15 protein-coding genes are annotated in these 17124 nt (G+C 66.6%); 7 read left to right on the top strand and 8 right to left on the bottom strand.

All coding sequences use genetic code 11. The features are described from left to right. The first annotated feature begins 13 nt into the window (after nt 1–13). Genes KNJ79_RS15630 through KNJ79_RS15615 form a run of 4 tightly spaced genes read left to right on the top strand, consistent with a single transcriptional unit; the run spans nt 14 to nt 3846 of the window. Complete coding sequence (locus KNJ79_RS15630; protein ID WP_317153935.1) at nt 14–955, top strand: hemolysin family protein; 942 nt, start codon at nt 14–16, stop codon at nt 953–955. Between the two features lie 53 nt (nt 956–1008). Further along, entirely contained in the window at nt 1009–2163 is a 1155-nt protein-coding gene (locus KNJ79_RS15625; RefSeq protein WP_317151770.1) for a glycosyltransferase family 4 protein, read from the top strand. Between the two features lie 4 nt (nt 2164–2167). Continuing rightward, entirely contained in the window at nt 2168–3496 is a 1329-nt protein-coding gene (locus KNJ79_RS15620; RefSeq protein ID WP_317151769.1) for a replication-associated recombination protein A, read from the top strand. Further along, nucleotides 3493–3846, top strand: coding sequence for a hypothetical protein (locus tag KNJ79_RS15615; protein WP_317151768.1), 354 nt, complete (start codon nt 3493–3495; stop codon nt 3844–3846). Before KNJ79_RS15620 ends, KNJ79_RS15615 begins: the two co-directional genes overlap by 4 nt. A gap of 9 nt (nt 3847–3855) precedes the next feature. On the opposite strand, the gene KNJ79_RS15610 is transcribed toward KNJ79_RS15615, so the two are convergent. After that, the gene (locus tag KNJ79_RS15610) at nt 3856–4266 is read right to left on the bottom strand and encodes a GFA family protein (RefSeq protein ID WP_317151767.1); all 411 of its coding nucleotides are present in this window, start codon (nt 4264–4266) and stop codon (nt 3856–3858) included. Nucleotides 4267–4397: 131 nt separating this feature from the next. Here KNJ79_RS15610 and KNJ79_RS15605 point away from each other — a divergent pair, with 131 nt between their 5' ends. After that, the gene (locus tag KNJ79_RS15605; RefSeq protein ID WP_317151766.1) at nt 4398–6119 is read left to right on the top strand and encodes a hypothetical protein; all 1722 of its coding nucleotides are present in this window, start codon (nt 4398–4400) and stop codon (nt 6117–6119) included. Between the two features lie 25 nt (nt 6120–6144). Here the strand turns inward: KNJ79_RS15605 and ptsP are convergent, their stop codons facing one another. The 4 genes from ptsP to KNJ79_RS15585 all read right to left on the bottom strand — a co-directional run bounded on the left by ptsP (nt 6145) and on the right by KNJ79_RS15585 (nt 10673). Next, nucleotides 6145–8442 carry a phosphoenolpyruvate--protein phosphotransferase gene (gene ptsP / locus KNJ79_RS15600; RefSeq protein WP_089217374.1) on the bottom strand — a complete coding sequence of 766 codons (2298 nt, stop codon included), beginning with the start codon at nt 8440–8442 and terminating at the stop codon, nt 6145–6147. 104 nt (nt 8443–8546) lie between these two features. Further along, nucleotides 8547–9290, bottom strand: coding sequence for a hypothetical protein (locus KNJ79_RS15595; RefSeq protein WP_317151765.1), 744 nt, complete (start codon nt 9288–9290; stop codon nt 8547–8549). 33 nt (nt 9291–9323) lie between these two features. Continuing rightward, entirely contained in the window at nt 9324–10328 is a 1005-nt protein-coding gene (locus KNJ79_RS15590; RefSeq protein WP_317151764.1) for an NAD(P)H-dependent flavin oxidoreductase, read from the bottom strand. Nucleotides 10329–10523: 195 nt separating this feature from the next. After that, the gene (locus tag KNJ79_RS15585; RefSeq protein WP_212541949.1) at nt 10524–10673 is read right to left on the bottom strand and encodes a hypothetical protein; all 150 of its coding nucleotides are present in this window, start codon (nt 10671–10673) and stop codon (nt 10524–10526) included. Nucleotides 10674–11028: 355 nt separating this feature from the next. On the opposite strand from KNJ79_RS15585, the gene katG reads away from it, so the two are divergent. Beyond that, entirely contained in the window at nt 11029–13230 is a 2202-nt protein-coding gene (gene katG, locus KNJ79_RS15580; RefSeq protein ID WP_317151763.1) for a catalase/peroxidase HPI, read from the top strand. A gap of 386 nt (nt 13231–13616) precedes the next feature. On the opposite strand, the gene KNJ79_RS15575 is transcribed toward katG, so the two are convergent. After that, nucleotides 13617–14864: an aspartate kinase gene (locus KNJ79_RS15575; protein ID WP_317151762.1), complete on the bottom strand. Its 1248-nt coding sequence runs from the start codon at nt 14862–14864 to the stop codon at nt 13617–13619. A 220-nt stretch (nt 14865–15084) separates the two neighbouring features. Here KNJ79_RS15575 and ubiG point away from each other — a divergent pair, with 220 nt between their 5' ends. Continuing rightward, complete coding sequence (ubiG, locus tag KNJ79_RS15570; protein ID WP_317151761.1) at nt 15085–15810, top strand: bifunctional 2-polyprenyl-6-hydroxyphenol methylase/3-demethylubiquinol 3-O-methyltransferase UbiG; 726 nt, start codon at nt 15085–15087, stop codon at nt 15808–15810. Nucleotides 15811–15952: 142 nt separating this feature from the next. Here ubiG and KNJ79_RS15565 read toward each other — a convergent pair whose 3' ends face one another. Both KNJ79_RS15565 and KNJ79_RS15560 read right to left on the bottom strand, forming a co-directional pair. Next, nucleotides 15953–16624, bottom strand: a complete 672-nt coding sequence (locus KNJ79_RS15565) for a glutathione S-transferase family protein (RefSeq protein WP_089217367.1) — start codon at nt 16622–16624, stop codon at nt 15953–15955. 54 nt (nt 16625–16678) lie between these two features. Then, nucleotides 16679–17110 carry a hypothetical protein gene (locus tag KNJ79_RS15560; RefSeq protein ID WP_089217366.1) on the bottom strand — a complete coding sequence of 144 codons (432 nt, stop codon included), beginning with the start codon at nt 17108–17110 and terminating at the stop codon, nt 16679–16681. Between the last annotated feature and the right edge of the window lie 14 nt (nt 17111–17124).

The following is a 17124-nucleotide window of genomic DNA, read 5'->3' as shown; positions in this document are numbered from 1 at the left end:
CAAACGCGCCATCATGCCCGACGACCAGGGGTCTTCGAACCGATCGGAAGAGGACAGTAGATCCGGCCTGCTGGCCGGCCTCAAGACATTATTGTTCGGCGGCAATGGCGAGCCGAGCCTGCGCGAGCAGATCGAGGAGGCGATCGACGAGGCCGAGGAGGACGGTCCCGAACGCCGCGGCAGCAGCATCGTCGGCGACCTGTCGCCGATCGAGCGCAAGATGCTGCGCAACCTGCTCCACTTCGGCGAACAGACGGTCGACGACGTCGCGGTGCCGCGCGCCGACATCGTCGCGATCGACGAAAGCGCGCGCTTCGAGGAGGTCGTCGCACTCTTCGCCGAGGCGGGGCACAGCCGTTTGCCGGTCTATCGCGAAAATCTCGACGAGGTCGTCGGGATGATCCACGTCAAGGATGTGTTTGCGGTGCTCGCCGAAGGGCGCGACCCGCCGCCTCTGCTCGACCTCATTCGCCAGCCGCTCTACGTGCCGCAGTCGATGGGGGTGCTCGACCTGCTCGCCGACATGCGCGCGCAGCGCACCCACCTCGCGATCGTCATCGACGAATATTCGGGCACCGAGGGGCTGGTGACGATCGAGGATCTGGTCGAGGAGATCGTCGGCGAGATCGAGGACGAGCATGACGACGAGCCGGTGCTGCTGTTTTCGCAGGGCGAGGACGGCTGCTGGGATGCCGATGCGCGCGCCGAACTCGACGACATCGGCGAGACGATCGACCCGCGGCTCGCCGAGGTCGAGGAAGATGTCGACACTTTGGGCGGGCTCGCCGCGGTGCTGGCGAACCATGTGCCAGAGGTCGGCGAGATATTGCTCCACCCGAGCGGCTGGCGCATCGAGGTGACCGAGGCCGACGAGAAGCGCGTCCACCGCCTGCGGCTGCACCCGCCGGTCGAGGCCGACCTCGAGGCGCCGTCGACGCGCGGCGAGGATTTCTGACGCCGGGCGCCCCCCGATTGCCTTTGCCGCGCGATGCGACTAGCGGGCGGGAAATGGACATTTCCGATCTGCGCATCGCGCTGTTCAGCGGCAACTACAACATGACGGTCGACGGCGCGAACAAGGCGCTCAACCGGCTCGTCGGCTATCTGCTCAGCCAGGGGGCGGCGGTGCGCGTCTATTCGCCGACCGTGGAGAATCCCGATTTCGAGCCCACCGGCGATCTGGTCAGCGTGCCGTCGATGGCGATTCCGGGACGCAGCGAATATCGCATCCCCCTGTCCTTCTCCTCGCGCGTCCGTCAGGACATTGCGCGCTTTGCGCCGAACGTCCTTCACATTTCCAGCCCCGACCGCGTCTCGCGGCAGGCCGCGGCCTGGGCGCGGCGGCGGCATATTCCCGTCGCCTGTTCGGTCCACACGCGCTTCGAAACCTATTTTCGCTATTACAACCTGTCCTTCCTCGAGCCGGTGTGCGTCGCCTGGCTCCGCCGCCTCTACCGCCGCTGCGACGCGCTGATCGCGCCGTCAGAAAGCTTTGCGCAGGTGCTGCGCGAGCAGCGGATGAACTATGACATCGGCATCTGGACGCGCGGCGTCGAGCGCGACATTTTTCATTCGGGGCGCCGCGACATGGGCTGGCGCCGCGATCTCGGCATCGCCGACGATGTGCCGGTGATCGCCTTCCTCGGCCGGCTGGTGATGGAAAAGGGGCTCGACGTCTTCGCCGACACGATCGACGTGCTGCGCCGCCGCGGCGTCCCGCACGAGGTCGTGGTGATCGGCGAGGGGCCGGCGGGCGACTGGTTCGAATCGCGCCTGCCGCGCGCGCATTTCGTCGGATTCCAGGGCGGTGCGAATCTGGCGCGCGCGCTCGCCTCGTGCGACATGTTCTTCAACCCGTCGGTCACCGAAACCTTCGGCAATGTCACGCTCGAGGCGATGGCGTGCGGCCTGCCGGTCGTCGCGGCGCGCGCGACGGGCAGCGCGAGCATCGTCAAGCACGGCCAGACCGGCTATCTCGTCGCGCCGGGCGCGATCAGCCTCTTTGCCGACGATCTCGAACAATATTGCCGCGATGCGGATTTGCGCGCCGCGCACGGCGCGGCGGCCGAGCAGGAAAGCGGCGCCTATCGCTGGGACACGATCAACCAGTCGGTCGCCGACACCTATCTGCGCCTCATTCGCCAGAAACAGCGCGTGGGCTGACGCAATGGCGGCGGACCTGTTCGGCGACGACGCGCCCGCGCAGCCCGAAGGCGCTCCCGCCGGCGCGGTGCCGCTCGCCGAGCGGCTGCGGCCGAAGAGCCTTGCCGACGTCGTCGGGCAGGAGCATCTGACCGGCCCCGAAGGCGCGATCGGCCGCATGGTCGCGGCGGGGCAACTCGCGTCGATCATCCTCTGGGGGCCGCCGGGCACCGGCAAGACGACGATCGCGCGGCTGCTCGCCGAGGCGGTGGGAATGCGCTTCGCGCCTTTGTCGGCGGTGTTTTCGGGGGTCGCCGACCTCAAGAAAGCCTTCGCCGACGCTGAGAAAATGGCCGCGGCGGGCAAGCGCACCCTGCTCTTCGTCGACGAGATCCACCGCTTCAATCGCGCCCAGCAGGACGGTTTCCTGCCCTTCGTCGAACGCGGCACGGTGGTGCTCGTCGGCGCGACCACCGAAAACCCCAGCTTCGCGCTCAACGCGGCGCTGCTCAGCCGCGCGCAGGTGCTGGTGCTGCACCGGCTCGACGAGGCGGCGCTCGTAACGCTGCTCGCGCGTGCCGAGGCCGAGGTCGGGCGCGCGCTGCCGGTCACCGGCGAAGCGCGCACCGCGCTGATCGCGAGCGCCGACGGCGACGGGCGCTTCCTGCTCAACCAGGTTGAAACGCTGTTCGCCGCTGCGATCGACGCGCCGCTCGATGCGGCCGGACTCACGGCCTTCCTCCATCGCCGGATGCCCGTCTATGACAAGGATCGCGACGGGCACTATAATCTGATCTCGGCGCTGCACAAATCGCTGCGCGGGTCGGACCCGCAGGCCGCGCTCTATTGGCTCGCGCGGATGCTCGTCGCGGGCGAGGAGCCGCTCTATGTGCTCCGCCGCCTGACCCGCTTCGCGAGCGAGGACATCGGCCTCGCCGACCCGCAGGCGCTCGTGCAGTGCCTCGCGGCGAAGGACGCCTATCAGTTCCTCGGCTCGCCCGAGGGCGAACTCGCGATCGTGCAGGCGTGCCTCTACCTCGCGACTGCGCCCAAGTCGAACGCCGCCTATGCCGCGCAGAAGGCGGCGTGGACGGCGGCGCGCGAGACGGGCAGCCTCGCGCCGCCCGCGAACATCCTCAACGCGCCGACCAAGCTGATGAAGGATCTGGGCTATGGCGCGGGCTACAGCTATGACCATGATGCGCCCGAGGGCTTTTCGGGCGACAATTACTGGCCCGACGACATGATGCCCGCGACCTTCTATCGCCCCGTCGACCGCGGCTTCGAAGCGCGCATCGCCGAACGCCTCGCCTGGTGGGACGCGCGGCGGAAAGAGCGCAGGGAAGGGGAATGACGCCGCGCTTCGACAGCTGGGACGATGTCGTCGCTTTCGCCTGCGCGCTTCCCGATGTCGAAATGCTGCCCTTCTATGGCACGCCCTGCCCAAAGCTCAACGGCAAGGCGCTGGCGTCGCCGGGGCGCGAGGCAGGCAGTTTCGCGGTGATGTGCAGGCCCGACGAAAAGCTGTTGCTCCTCGAAACCGACCCCGGCACTTTCTGGCAGACGCCGCATTATGAAGGCTGGCACGCGCTGCTCGTTCGCTATGGTTCCGACGATCCCGAGCGGGTCGCCGACGTCATCCGCCGCGGCTGGTGGGACCGCGCGAAAAAGGCACAGCGCGCCGCGTTCGGTCCGCGCCCCTAGTCGACAAGGCTAGCCCGGATAGCGTTCGAAGCTCGGCATTTCGTCGAGCTTTTCCATCCAGCCGATGCGCTCGGCCGTCTGGATCTGCACCTGCGCCGGGATCAGGTCGGGGTCGTCGAGCGTCGCGGTCTGGACGTCGATCTGGCCGGGGAAAATCGCCTCGTTGGTGTAAAAGAGCCCAGTGCCGCAGTCGCCGCAGAAGTGGCGCCGGCCATGCTCCGACGAGGCATAGATTTTGGGCGTGCCGCTCACCTCGAGCGCGTCGCGGCTCACGAGGCCCCAGCCGACCATCGGCGCGCCCGCGTGGCGGCGGCAGTCGCTGCAATGACAAAGGGCGTGATGTTCGACCGCGGTCGGCATCGAATAGCGAATGGCGCCGCAATGGCACTGGCCGGAGGCGCGGGGGGAAACGTCGGACATGATCGGTTCCTTTTTCGTTGGAGCGGGAAGGAACATAATATGAACATACTGCTTCGTGCAACCCCCAAGGAGATACCGGCATTCGCAAGCTTAACGAAAAATAAAGCATGAAGGAGCACAACAGGCCCGAAATGGACCGCCTCGCGACAAGGACACCCAGCGCGCCCGAACGCTCGCTGTTGCTCTCGCAACTGCCGTTTTATGCGCTCCTTCTCGCGACGCTCGGTGTCGTCGCAGCAGCTTGGATTCCGGGATCGGGTCTGGGGCCTTTCTATTTGCGGCGACAGGATCAATGGTTGTTGATCTTCGGCGCCATAGCCCTGCTTTGCTGTGTTCGCGACCTGCCTGATCGCTCGGCATCTCTCGCCGCGACCTGGCGGCTCGCGCTTGCCGTGGGCGGTGTGATGGCGCTCGGGACACTGGCTGGCCACTACGGGATATTGTCGGGATACGATCTCAGCCTCGACGAACGGCTTGCCAATTTCGACGCGGCGATATTTGCACGAGGGCATGTCGTGGCGCCGCTTCCGATGCAGTGGCAGGCGCATAGCGACGCGCTCAATACGATGTTCATGTATCGCGCCGACCCCCGCGAAGCATGGGCATCGAACTATTTGCCCGGCCATGCGGCTTTGCGCGCGTTGATCGGCCTGTTGGGCACCCGTTCGCTTACCGGGCCGCTGATGACGCTGGCCGGCGCTCTCGGCTTGTGGGCTTGCACGCGCCGGATATGGCCCGCCAACCGAGAAGCTCCGGTCATTGCGGTGCTGCTCTATGCGGGAGCCGGTCAGATATGGCTCAATGGCATGACCGCCTATGCGATGCCGGCCCATCTGGCCGTCAACCTGGCCTGGCTCTGGCTTGTATTGCGGCGCATCTGGTGGGCCGATGCCGGAGCGCTGATGCTGGGGTTCCTGGCGGTGGGCCTTCACCAGCTCCATTATCATCCGCTATTCGCGGCACCGATATTGTTTCTCCTGATCCTCGAGAGGGATTGGCGTCGCGTCGCCTTCTACGTCATCGGCTATCTGGCGATCGCGCTGTTCTGGGAATGGTGGCACTATTGGAGTTCGACGCTGGTGGCCGGCGGACCGCTCATGGCCGATGCGGCAAGGACTGATTATCTCAGCCGGATAATTACCAATCTCGACAGGATTGATGGTTTGCGGCTTTCCAATATGACCGCCAATCTCCTGCGCATGATCGCGTGGCAGCATCTGTTGCTCCTGCCGCTGGTCGTGCTGGGCATAAGAGCGGCCCGCCGCGACAGGCTCGCGGCTGCGCTGCTGGGCGGCATTGTCCTGACCTTGCTGGTCCGGATCGCGTTCCAACCCTATCAGGGACACGGACTCGGCTATCGCTCGATCCACGGACTGATCGGCAATTTCATTCTGCTTGCGGTCTATGGATGGGTTTCGCTCGGCGATGATGTCGGCCGCTGGCGATCGCTGCTGCTGCGGACCACCGCCGCGTCATGTTTTATCATCCTGCCTTTGCAGGCGTGGATGGCCCACGATTTCTATGCATCCTATGCGAAGGTGTCCGATCGCATGGATACGGTTTCCGCAGACTATGTGGTGGTCGGCGCCAGCGATACGCATTTCTCAAGCGATCTGGTGCGCAACGATCCGTTCCTGACAAATCACCCGATCCGTTTGCTGCGCGAGGCTTTAGATCCGGGCCTGCAGGAACGGCTCTGCGCGACACACCCGTCGGTCGCGCTTGTCGGTCCGGCGACGCTGAAACCGGTCAGCGACTATTTCGGTGTCATGATATCGCCCTCGCTCGACGGTGAAAACCTGCGGCTCGCCGGGAATCTGCGCCGGATGGGATGTCATGTAGAGCTGCTTTGAGCAGACCGACTCCGGCGTCTCCCGCTCAATCCCCCAAATCAACCCCGTTCGCTTTCGCCCACGCCCGATATTGGCCGCGCGGGTCGGACGACGGGCGGGCGAGGATGGCGGGCATGTCGGTGCGCAGCGCGGCGAGGTCGAGCGAGCGGATCATCGCTTTTACGGGGGCGACGCCGGCCGGGGTGATCGACAGCCGTTCGATCCCGACGCCGAGCAGCGCCATGGCTTCGAGCGGACGCCCGCCCATTTCGCCGCACACGCCGAGCGCGACCTTGGTGCCCGACACCAGCTTCACGACGCGCGCGATGTAGCGCATCACGATCGGCGACAGCCAGTCGTAGCGCTCGGCGAGCCGCGGATGCGCGCGGTCGGCGGCGAAGAGGAATTGCGTGAGGTCGTTGGTGCCGATCGACAGGAAATCGAGGTGCGGCAGCATCAGGTCGAGCGTCTCGACCAGTCCCGGCACCTCGAGCATCGCACCATAGCGGATCGCCGCGGGCAATTTCTTGCCGCGGCTCGCGAGCCACGCCCGCTGGCCGACGAACAGCTGGCGCGCCGCTTCATATTCCCACGGCTCGGAAACCATCGGGAACATGACGTTGAGCGTGCGCCCCGCCGCAGCCTCGATCAGCGCGCGCGCCTGCACTTTCAGCAGGCCCTCGCGTTCGAGCGCAAGGCGCAGCGCGCGCCAGCCCATCGCGGGATTTTCCTCGAGCGCCTCGTCGTCGACGGTCATATAGGGCAGCGCCTTGTCGCCGCCGATGTCGACCGTGCGAAAGATCACCGGCCGGTCGCCCGCCGCGTCGAGCACGTCGCGATAGAGCCGCTGCTGGCGCTCGCGCTGCGGCAGCGTCGCCGAGACGAGGAACTGGAATTCGGTGCGGAAGAGGCCGATGCCGCGCGCGCCGGTCAGGTCGAGCGCCGCGACGTCTTCGCGAAGGCCCGCATTGATCATCAGCTCGATCGGCACGCCGTCCTTCGTCACCGCGGGCAGGTCGCGCAGCACCGCGAGGTTGGCGCGCCGTTTTTGCGAGAGTTCGAGCTTGGCGTCGAACGCCTCCTGCACCGCCGGGGTCGGCCGGACGTGGAGCGCGCCCGCGCTCGCGTCGAGGAGCAGCAGATCGCCTTCGCGGATCGAAGTGCGCACGTCGCGGACGCGGCCGAGCACGGGCACGCCCATCGCGCGCGCGACGATGATGACGTGCGCGGTCAGCGACCCTTCCTCGAGCACCACGCCCTTCAGGCGGCGGCGGTCATATTCGAGCAGTTCGGCGGGGCCGAGGTTGCGCGCGATCAGGATCGAATCGTGGCGCAGGCCAAGCTGCGCCGCGGTGCCCATCTGCCCCGACACGATGCGGATCAGCCGGTTCGACAGATCCTCGAGATCGTGCATCCGGTCGCGCAGCAGCGGGTCGTCGATCTGACGCATCCGCATCCGGGTGCGCTGCTGGACGCGCTCGATCGCCGCCTCGGCGGTCAGCCCGCTGTCGATCGCCTCGTTGATCCGCCGCGACCAGCCTTCGTCATAGGCGAACATCTTGTAGGTTTCGAGCACCTCTTCATGCTCGCCGCCGATGCCGAATTCGGCCTGGCTCGCCATGCGGTCGATCTGCTCGCGCATCTTGTCGAACGCGGCATAGACGCGGTGGCGCTCGGCCTCGATGTCCTCGGCCATCGTATGTTCGATGGTGACGCGCGGCTGGTGAAAGACCGCGACGCCCTCGCCCATGCCATCGACGAGCTTTTGCCCGGTCAGCCGCTGCGAGGTCTGATCGGCCTCGGCGGCGTGCGCGCGCGCCGCGGTGTCGATGAGGTCGGCGTTGGCGATGAGCTCCGACAGGACCATCGCCACCGTCTGCAGCGTCTCGATCTCGATTTCCTCATAGCGGCGCGGGTCCGAATGCTGGACGCAGAGCACCCCCACCGCCTGTTCGCGCCGGATGATCGGGACGCCGGCGAAGCTGTGGAACAGTTCCTCGCCCGTTTCGGGGCGATAGGAGAAGTCGGGGTGCGCCGCGGCTTCATCGAGGTTCAGCGTCTCGATCTGCTGCGCGATCGTGCCGACGAGGCCCTCGCCGAGCGCGAGACGGGTGACGTGAACGGCTTCCTGTTTCAGCCCGCGCGTCGCATAGAGTTCGAGCGCGCCGTCGCGCAGCAGATAGATCGAGCAGACCTCGCTGTGCAGGCATTCGCCGATGATCCCGACGACCTGGTTGAGCTTGCCCTGCGCGTTGGTGCGCGACGCCATCACCTCGTGCAGCCGGGTGAGGATGGTGCGGGCCGACTGCGCGGCGGTGGTCGGCGGAGGAGGCGCGTTGGTCATCGCCACCCTGCTAACAGAAGCCGGGGACGAGCGCTATCGCTCCCGCGCGTCCTTTGCCTCTTCTCCCGTCGCGCGGGCGGCCGGGAGGGAAAGGGCTTGCCGGATCAGCTTCCGGTCGCCGGCGGATTCACGCCTGCGGTGGCGGCCGTATCGGCCGGACCCGCCGGAGCGGCGGGCACTGCCGTCGAAGGGGCATAGATCGCGGGGCTCGCCGCATATTGGGCGTCCCATGCCGCGACGTCGGCCTGATATTTGGCATAGGCCTCGTAGAAATCGAGGAAGGGCTGATCGAGCCTGGCGAGATTGGCGGGCGCCTGTTCGATCACTTGCGCGGTCGGCGTCGACGACACGATCTGCGCGACCTCGTTGGCGCGCGCGCAGAAGTCGCGCTGCGCGGGGGGCTGCGCGAAATAGTTGAACAGCTGGGTCGACAATTTGTCGCGCGCCGCGATGCCGTTCGTGCCATTTTCCTTGCCGAGCTGGGCGATCACCGTCTTTTCGGTCGACCGGATCGGCTTGGCGTGGTTCTTGATGATATTGTTATAGGCAGCGACGAGCGTCGGCTCTTCGGTCCCGCGGCAACCGATCGCCGCAACGTTCAGCGCGATCTTGAGCTGCCAGAAGGCACGGTCGCCGCTGACATTGCTGTTCAGCGTCTGGAAACGCCCGTCGAGCCCGCGCATCGGCAGGATCTGCGTCAGCGAAGCATAATTGGGCGGCGTCGGCCGCGGCGGGATGACGACCGCAACCGGTTCGGGCGGCGGCGGCGGCGGTGCGACCGGCTTGGGCGCGCAGGCAGCGACGCTTGCCAAGAGCCCTATGGCGACGATCTTGCGCGACAAATTCATGATGCTCTCCCCGACCGCAAATGTCATGCGGCCTCAACCCCGATTGTTCAAGGCCGCTTCGGCCTGTTGCACCAGCGATGCGACGATTTCCGCGACCGTCTCTTCGCCTGTTACCATACCGACCGATTGCCCGGCCATTAACGAACCATTTTCGACGTCGCCGTCGATCACCGCGCGGCGCAGCGCGCCCGCCCAATAATGTTCGATCTGGAGCTGCGCCTCGGCCATGTCGACATCGCCCGCGTCGAGGCTGTTCGCGACCTCGCGTTGCTTCATCGTAAAGGCTTCGGTGCCGGCGTTCTTGAGCGCGCGCACCGGGATCACCGGCAGGCGCGGGTCGATCTGGACGCTCGCGATCGCGTCGCGCGCCGAGGCGCGGATGAACGCCTTTTTGAAATTGGGATGCGCGATGCTCTCCTTCGCGCAGACGAAGCGCGTGCCGAGCTGGACGCCCGAGGCGCCCATCTCCAGATAGCCGGCGATCGCCTCGCCGCGGCCGATGCCGCCGGCGACGAAGATCGGCAGTTCGGCTGCGAGCGCGGGGAGGATTTCCTGCGCGAGCACGCTCGTCGAGACGGGGCCGATGTGGCCGCCCGCTTCCATCCCCTCGATCACCAGCGCATCGACGCCCGAACGCATCAGCTTCTTCGCAAGCGCGAGCGTCGGGGCGAAGCAGATGACCTTCGTGCCCGACGCCTTGATCGCCTCGAGGCTGCCCTTCGGCGGCAGGCCGCCCGCGAGCACGACATGGCCGACGCCATGCTTCGCGCACACGTCGATCAGCTCGAACAGCTGCGGGTGCATGGTGATCAGGTTGACGCCGAAATTGCGCGTCGCGAGCGCCTTCGTCGCGGCGATCTCGGTGTCCAGAAGCTCGGGCGTCATCGCCCCGCACGCGATCACGCCAAAGCCGCCGGCGTTGCTGATCGCGCTCACGAGATGGCGTTCCGAGACCCAGCTCATCGCCCCGCACAGGATGGCGTGGTCGCTGCCGAGCAACTCGGTCCCGCGCGCCATCAGATCATGTAATTTGCTCATTGATGCGCCTTTGCCAGCACCGGGCGGCGGGCGCAATCGGGTCTCGGCAAAGCGAGAGGGGCGCGGTCAATTTTTTTGCCGCCCGTTTCATTGCGGCAACACGGTCGGCGGGTTCGATCAAGGCGCGCTTCGGATCGCGCGCACGAAAAAGGGGCCGTCCCGGCGCGGGGCGGCCCCTTTTTCGATGCAGCCCTGTCAGCGCTGCTGGTCGCGGTCGCGGTCGGGCTGATCGCGGCGGGGCTGTTCGCCCTGCTGGCGGTTCTGTCCGCCCTGCTGTTGCTGCTGGCGGTCCGGATTGCGGTCCGTCTTCCGGGGGTTCTGGCCTTGCTGATTCTGATTGGCCATTTTTCCGTCTCCTGCAAAGTGCCGCGGCCATGCCATCACGGTCGCGACGCCTGGGAAACCCGCGAGAGCAGGGCGATGTTTCCGGCAATGCGGCAAGGCGTTGCGCGTGCGCGCCGGCCGTTGCCGCCGCTGCCCGACTAATCGGCCCGGTCAATCACTCAATCCATCTTATTCGGTTTTGGCGAAACGCACCCGCGCGCCTATCCTGCCCGGGCCAAAGCGAAAGGATGCGCGCCATCGACTCACGCTTTTCCATGACGGTTCCAGCCAGAGACGCCGGCATTCGCGCGCTCGTCATGCACCCGTCATCCCTGCGCGCCACGCAAATCAGCCGGATCAAGAGAGGAGAGACAGCATGAACGACCCGACCCCCATCGACCCCGAAAAGGGATGTCCGATCCACCAGCCCGGCGGCGTCCGCGCGCTGCTCGGCCGCACCAACAAGGATTGGTGGCCCGACATGCTGGCGACCGAAATCCTGACCCCCAATGGATCGTCGAATCCGATGGGCGAGGATTTCGATTATGCCAAGGCGTTCAAGTCGCTCGACTATCAGGCGCTGAAGGACGATCTCAAGGCGCTGATGACCGACAGCCAGCCCTGGTGGCCGGCCGACTATGGGCATTATGGTCCCTTCTTCATCCGCATGGCGTGGCACGCCGCGGGCACCTATCGCACCGCCGACGGCCGCGGCGGCGCCAACAGCGGGCAGCAGCGTTTCGCGCCGCTCGACAGCTGGCCCGACAATGGCAATCTCGACAAGGCGCGCCGCCTGCTTTGGCCGATCAAGCAGAAATATGGTAACAGGATCAGCTGGGCCGACCTGTTGATCCTCGCCGGCAATGTCGCGATCGAGAGCATGGGCGGACCGATCTTCGGCTTCGGCGGCGGCCGCGTCGACGTTTACGAGCCCGAGCGCGACATTTATTGGGGCAGCGAGGACAAGTGGGTCAATGAGGGCGTCCAGACGCGCATCGACCCCGCCAAGGGAATGGAGACGATCGAAGGGCCGCTCGCCGCGATCCAGATGGGCCTCATCTACGTCAATCCCGAAGGGCCGCAGGGCAATCCCCACGATGACGCGGGCATGGCGCGCGACATGAAGGAAACCTTCAAGCGCATGGCGATGAACGACGAGGAAACCGTCGCGCTCACCGCCGGCGGGCATACCTTCGGCAAGGCGCACGGCAATGGCGACGCCGCGCTGCTCGGTCCGGCGCCCGCGGGCGGCGACCTCGCCGCGCTGGGCTTCGGCTGGGTCAGCAGCCACGAGAGCGGCGGCATCGGCGAACATGCCGTCACCAGCGGCATCGAGGGCGCGTGGACCAACACGCCGCGCGAGTGGTCCGAGAATTATTTCCGCCTGCTGCTCGACTATGACTATGAACTGGTGAAGTCGCCTGCCGGTGCCTACCAGTGGCAGCCGATCGACCAGAAAGAGGAGGATATGGCTCCCGCGGCGTGGGACCCGAGCATCAAGGTTCCGACCATGATGACCACCGCCGACATGGCACTCAAGCGCGATCCCGCCTATCGCGCGATCAGCGAGCGGTTCCGCAACGACCATGAAGCGTTCAAGGACGCCTTCGCGCGCGCCTGGTTCAAGCTCACGCACCGCGACATGGGGCCGAAGGTCCGTTATCTCGGTCCCGAAGTTCCGGCCGAAGACCTGATCTGGCAGGACCCGATCCCCGCCGGCACCATGCCGTCGGACGCCGAGGTGAAGGCGGTGAAGGACAGGATCGCGAATAGCGGTCTTACGGTCAGCCAGCTGATCAAGACTGCCTGGGCCTCGGCCAGCACCTTCCGCAAGTCCGACTTCCGCGGCGGCGCCAACGGCGCGCGTGTGCGCCTCGCGCCGCAGAAGGACTGGGAGGTCAACGAACCGGCGATGCTGGCCAAGGTGCTCGATACGCTCGACGGGCTGCGCGGCAGCCTGTCGATGGCCGATGCGATTGTGCTCGGCGGCGTCGTGGGTCTGGAGAAAGCGATTCTGGATGCGGGCTTCAACGTCGCGGTGCCCTTCACCGGCGGCCGCGGCGATGCGACCCAGGAGCAGACCGACGTCGAAAGCTTCGAGGTGATGGAGCCCGAGGCCGATGCGTTCCGCAACTATCTGGGCAAGAAGAAGCTGGCGGTGAAGGTCGAGGAAATGATGCTCGATCGCGCCTCGCTGCTCGGCCTTTCGGTGCCCGAGATGACGGTGCTGATCGGCGGATTGCGCGTGCTCGGCGCCAATCATGGCGAGCGCGGGCATGGCCATTTCACCAAACGGTCGGGGCAACTCACCAACGACTTCTTCGTCAACCTGCTCGACATGACCAATGTGTGGAAGGCGGTCGAGGGATCGGACGATCAGGAATATGTCGCCACCGACCGTGCGGGCGGCGGCGAGACCTGGCGCGCGACTCGCGCCGACCTGGTCTTCGGCTCCAATTCCGAATTGCGCGCGGTCGCCGAAGTCTATGCCGAGAACGGCAATGAAGAAAAGTTCGTGCGCGACTTCGTCAAGGCGTGGACGAAGGTGATGAACGCTGACCGTTTCGACCTCGTTTGACGGAGCGGGCGCGCCGGCCGCGTAGCGGCGGCGCGCCCGCCCGGCCAGACGACGGGTCGCGACCCGCCTCCGGGGACATGGGCCCGGGGGCGGGTCTTCTTTTTGCCTGGTGTGTGTCGGCCGCTTCGGGTGGTGAGCGGCCGGTCCTCCCCCTTGGGGGAGGGGGAGCGAGCGGGATAAAGGAACGCGCGGGGCGCGTTGCTTCCCGCGAGGCCGAAGGGTGGTGGAGGGGCACAGGCGGTTTGCCTTTCCCTCTTTGAACGCAGCGTAAACCGAGGGTGCCCCTCCACCATGCTTCGCATGGTCCCCCTCCCCGTGCCGGGGAGGACCCTTATGACCGCCTATCGGCCGATTCCGGCCGTTCGGCAGCAAAAGCGGAATGAGGCTTATTCCGCGTCGAGCCCATAGGCGGTATGCAGCACGCGCACCGCGAGTTCGGTTTCGTCCTCGTCGATCAGCACGCTGACCTTGATCTCGCTGGTCGAGATTGCCTGGATGTTGATGCCGCGGTCGGCAAGCGCGCGGAACATCGTGCTCGCGACCCCGGCGTGGCTCTTCATGCCGACGCCGACGACGCTGATCTTGGCAACCTTGTCGTCGCTGAGGATGCGGTTGAAACCGATCTTTTCCTTTTCGGATTCGAGCAGGTCGATCGAGCGCAGCAGGTCGGCGGCGGGGACGGTGAAGGTCACGTCGGTCTCGCCCTTGTCGCGCCCGACGTTCTGGATGATCATGTCGACGTTGATCCCCGCCGCGGCGAGCGGACCGAAGATGTTGGCGACCCCGCCCGGCCGGTCGGGCACGCGCGTGACGATGACCTTCGCTTCATTCTTGTCGTGGGCGATGCCGGTGATCAGCTGCCGTTCCATCTGGACTTCCTCTATTTCCTCGTCGCTGACGATCATCGTGCCGGTCTTGGGCGCCTCGTCGCCGTCGACGAAGCTCGAGAGCACCTGCACGCGCACGCCCTCTTTCATCGCGAGCCCGACCGAGCGCGTCTGGAGCACCTTGGCGCCGACGCTCGCGAGCTCGAGCATTTCCTCATAGGTGACATAATCGAGCTTGCGCGCGCGCGCGACGATACGCGGGTCGGTGGTATAGACACCGTCGACGTCGGTGTAGATGTCGCAGCGGTCGGCCTTCACCGCCGCCGCGACCGCGACCGCGCTGGTGTCCGACCCGCCGCGGCCGAGCGTCGAGACGCGGCCGTCGTCCATCATCCCCTGAAAGCCCGGGATCACCGCGACCTCGCCGCGCCCCATCGCCGCGAGCAGCGCGCCGGTCTCGATATCGGCGATGCGCGCGCGGGCGTGGGCTTCCTCGGTGCGGATCGGCATCTGCCAGCCGAGCCAGCTGCGCGCCGGAACGCCCATCGCCTGCAAGGTCAGGGCGAGCAGGCCCGACGTCACCTGTTCGCCGCTCGCGACCACCACGTCATATTCGGCCGGGTCGTAGCGTGGGTTCGCCTCGCGGCAGAAATTCACCAGCCGGTCGGTTTCGCCCGCCATCGCCGACACGACGACGGCGACCTCGTTACCCTGCGCGACTTCGCGCGCGACGAGCTTTGCGACGGTGCGAATCCGCTCGGTGCCCGCCATCGACGTGCCCCCGAATTTCATCACTATCCGCGCCATCTCGCCTGCCTTCTTTCCCTGGTTTCAGCGGCAACTTTTTCGGAGTTTTCCGCGAGCTTCGCGCTGTTAGGGAAGGGGACGGGCGAAGGCAAGGCGGCGAATGATGCGCGGCGATATATTTTCTTCGCGCGGCGCAATCCAAAGCGGTGTTTCGCCCGATCGGTGGCCGCCGCCGGGCAATTATCTTGCGTCGGCGCGCGCGCGGTGCCAATTCTTGCCTATGACGACAGCCACGATCCATCCGCACGAAGCCGCACATTTCGGGGCGCTTGCCGCCGACTGGTGGGACCCGCACGGCTCGTCGGCGATGCTCCACCGGCTCAATCCGGTGCGCCTGTCCTACATCCGCGCGCAGATCGACGCGCATTGGCATCTCGATGCGCGCGAGCGTCATCCGCTCGCCGGCAAGCGCGCGCTCGACGTCGGCTGCGGCGCGGGCCTGCTGTGCGAGCCGCTCGCGCGGCTCGGCGCGGCGGTCACCGGGGTCGATGCGGCGCCGGAGAATATCGCCGCTGCAAAGGATCATGCGGCGGGGCAGGGGCTGGCGATCGCCTATCATGCCGGGGAACTGTCGGCGCTGCCGCCCGCGACCTTCGATCTCGTCACCTCGATGGAGGTCGTCGAGCATGTCGCCGATCCGGCGGCCTTCATCGGCGAACTCGCGGCGCGGCTTGCGCCGGAGGGGTTGATGATCCTTTCGACGCCGAACCGCACCACGCTGTCGAAGCTGCTGCTCGTCGAAGCGGCGGAGCGGATCGGCGCGGTGCCGCGCGGCACGCACGACTGGGACCGGTTCCTGAAACCCGCCGAACTCGAAACCCTGCTCGATGACGCCGGGCTCGAAGTCGTCGACCGCACCGGCCTCGCGCCCTCGCCGACGCGCGGCTTCAAGCTCGGCGGCAGCGAGGCGCTCAACTATCTGATCGCGGCGCGGCGTAAAAAATAGGGACTGTCCCTATTTAACAAGACGTCGCCCCGCGAAGGCGGGGGGCGCTGTCGGGCTATTCCGAGATGGCGGCATCGGGCCGCAGGCGACCCCCGCCTTTGCGGGGGTTGACGCTTCGGAACGCTTCGCATTCCGTGGCGCGTCAAAAATCGACATCCTCATAATATTTCGGCGGCGACACAATTTCCATCCGCTCGGCGAGCAGCGGGCGGAAGCTCGGGCGCGACTTGAGGCCCGAATACCAGCCCTTCGTCTGTTCGTGCCCGGTCCAGTCGATCCCGCCCAGATAGTCGGCGACGGAGATATGCGCCGCGGCGGCCAGGTCGGCGAGGCTCATCGTCGCACCGGCGAGCCAGGTGCGGTGGTCGATCAGATAGTCGATATAGTCGAGATGGTTGTTCGCGGCCTTCATCGCCTCGCGCAGCGCGCCGCCGTCGGGGGGCTGGCGGTGGACGATGCGCTTTTGCATCCGCTCGAACAGCAGCGGCCCGGTGACCTCGAAATAGAAATCCTGATCGAACCAGGCGACGAGGCGGCGGATCTCGGCGCGGTTCGCCGCGGTGCCGTTGATCATCGCCTTGCCTTCGACGGTTTCCTCGAAATATTCGGCGATGGCGGTGCTGTCGATCAGCACCTGGCCGCGATCCTGATCGACCATGACCGGGGTGCGCCCGGCGGGATTGAGGTCGATGAATTCGTCGCGCCGCTCCCACGGCGACTCGCGCAGCAATTCATAGCCGACGCCCTTTTCGCCCAGCAAAAGCCGGATCTTGCGCGAAAAGGGACATAGCGGGAATTGATAAAGCTGCCACATGCTCACCCATTAGCGGCAGCGGGGCGCGGGGTGCAACGGCTATAGTGGGGACGGTTATCGCCGCGCGGAGGCGCGCTCGCGTTCCCACTGCGCCGCCATGTCGCGCGCCATATCCTTGAGGACCGGCGCATAGGCCGCGAGCGCGGCGGCCATGCTGCCCGCCATGCGGGTGCCGGCGCGCACGTCGTCGCCCAGCCGCTCGCCATAGTCGGGGTCGCTCCCCGCGATCTCGCCGAGCGTGGCGTCGGGCGGGATATAGGCAGCGTCGGATTCGGGGTCGATGCGTGCGACCGCTTCGGCGAGCGGGCCGACGGGCATCTGCATCAATGCCCCGACGAGCGCGGCGACGGTGTCGGCCATCCGGTCCTGCGCCGCCGGATCGCTGAGCGTGGCGGCGGCGTCGCCGAGCGAGCCCTCGCCCGCCGACGCGGGCAGCGGCGCAGCGAGCGCGAGCAGGGGAAGGGCGATCAGGGGCAGGCGGCACATGGCGTCATTCCTTT

Origin of the sequence: Sphingopyxis indica, assembly GCF_032879645.1 — a bacterium.
In the GTDB taxonomy this organism is placed as follows: Bacteria; Pseudomonadota; Alphaproteobacteria; order Sphingomonadales; family Sphingomonadaceae; genus Sphingopyxis; species Sphingopyxis indica.
The sequence above is the reverse complement of the archived record's forward strand: the minus strand, read 5'-3'. Positions and strand labels throughout refer to the sequence as shown.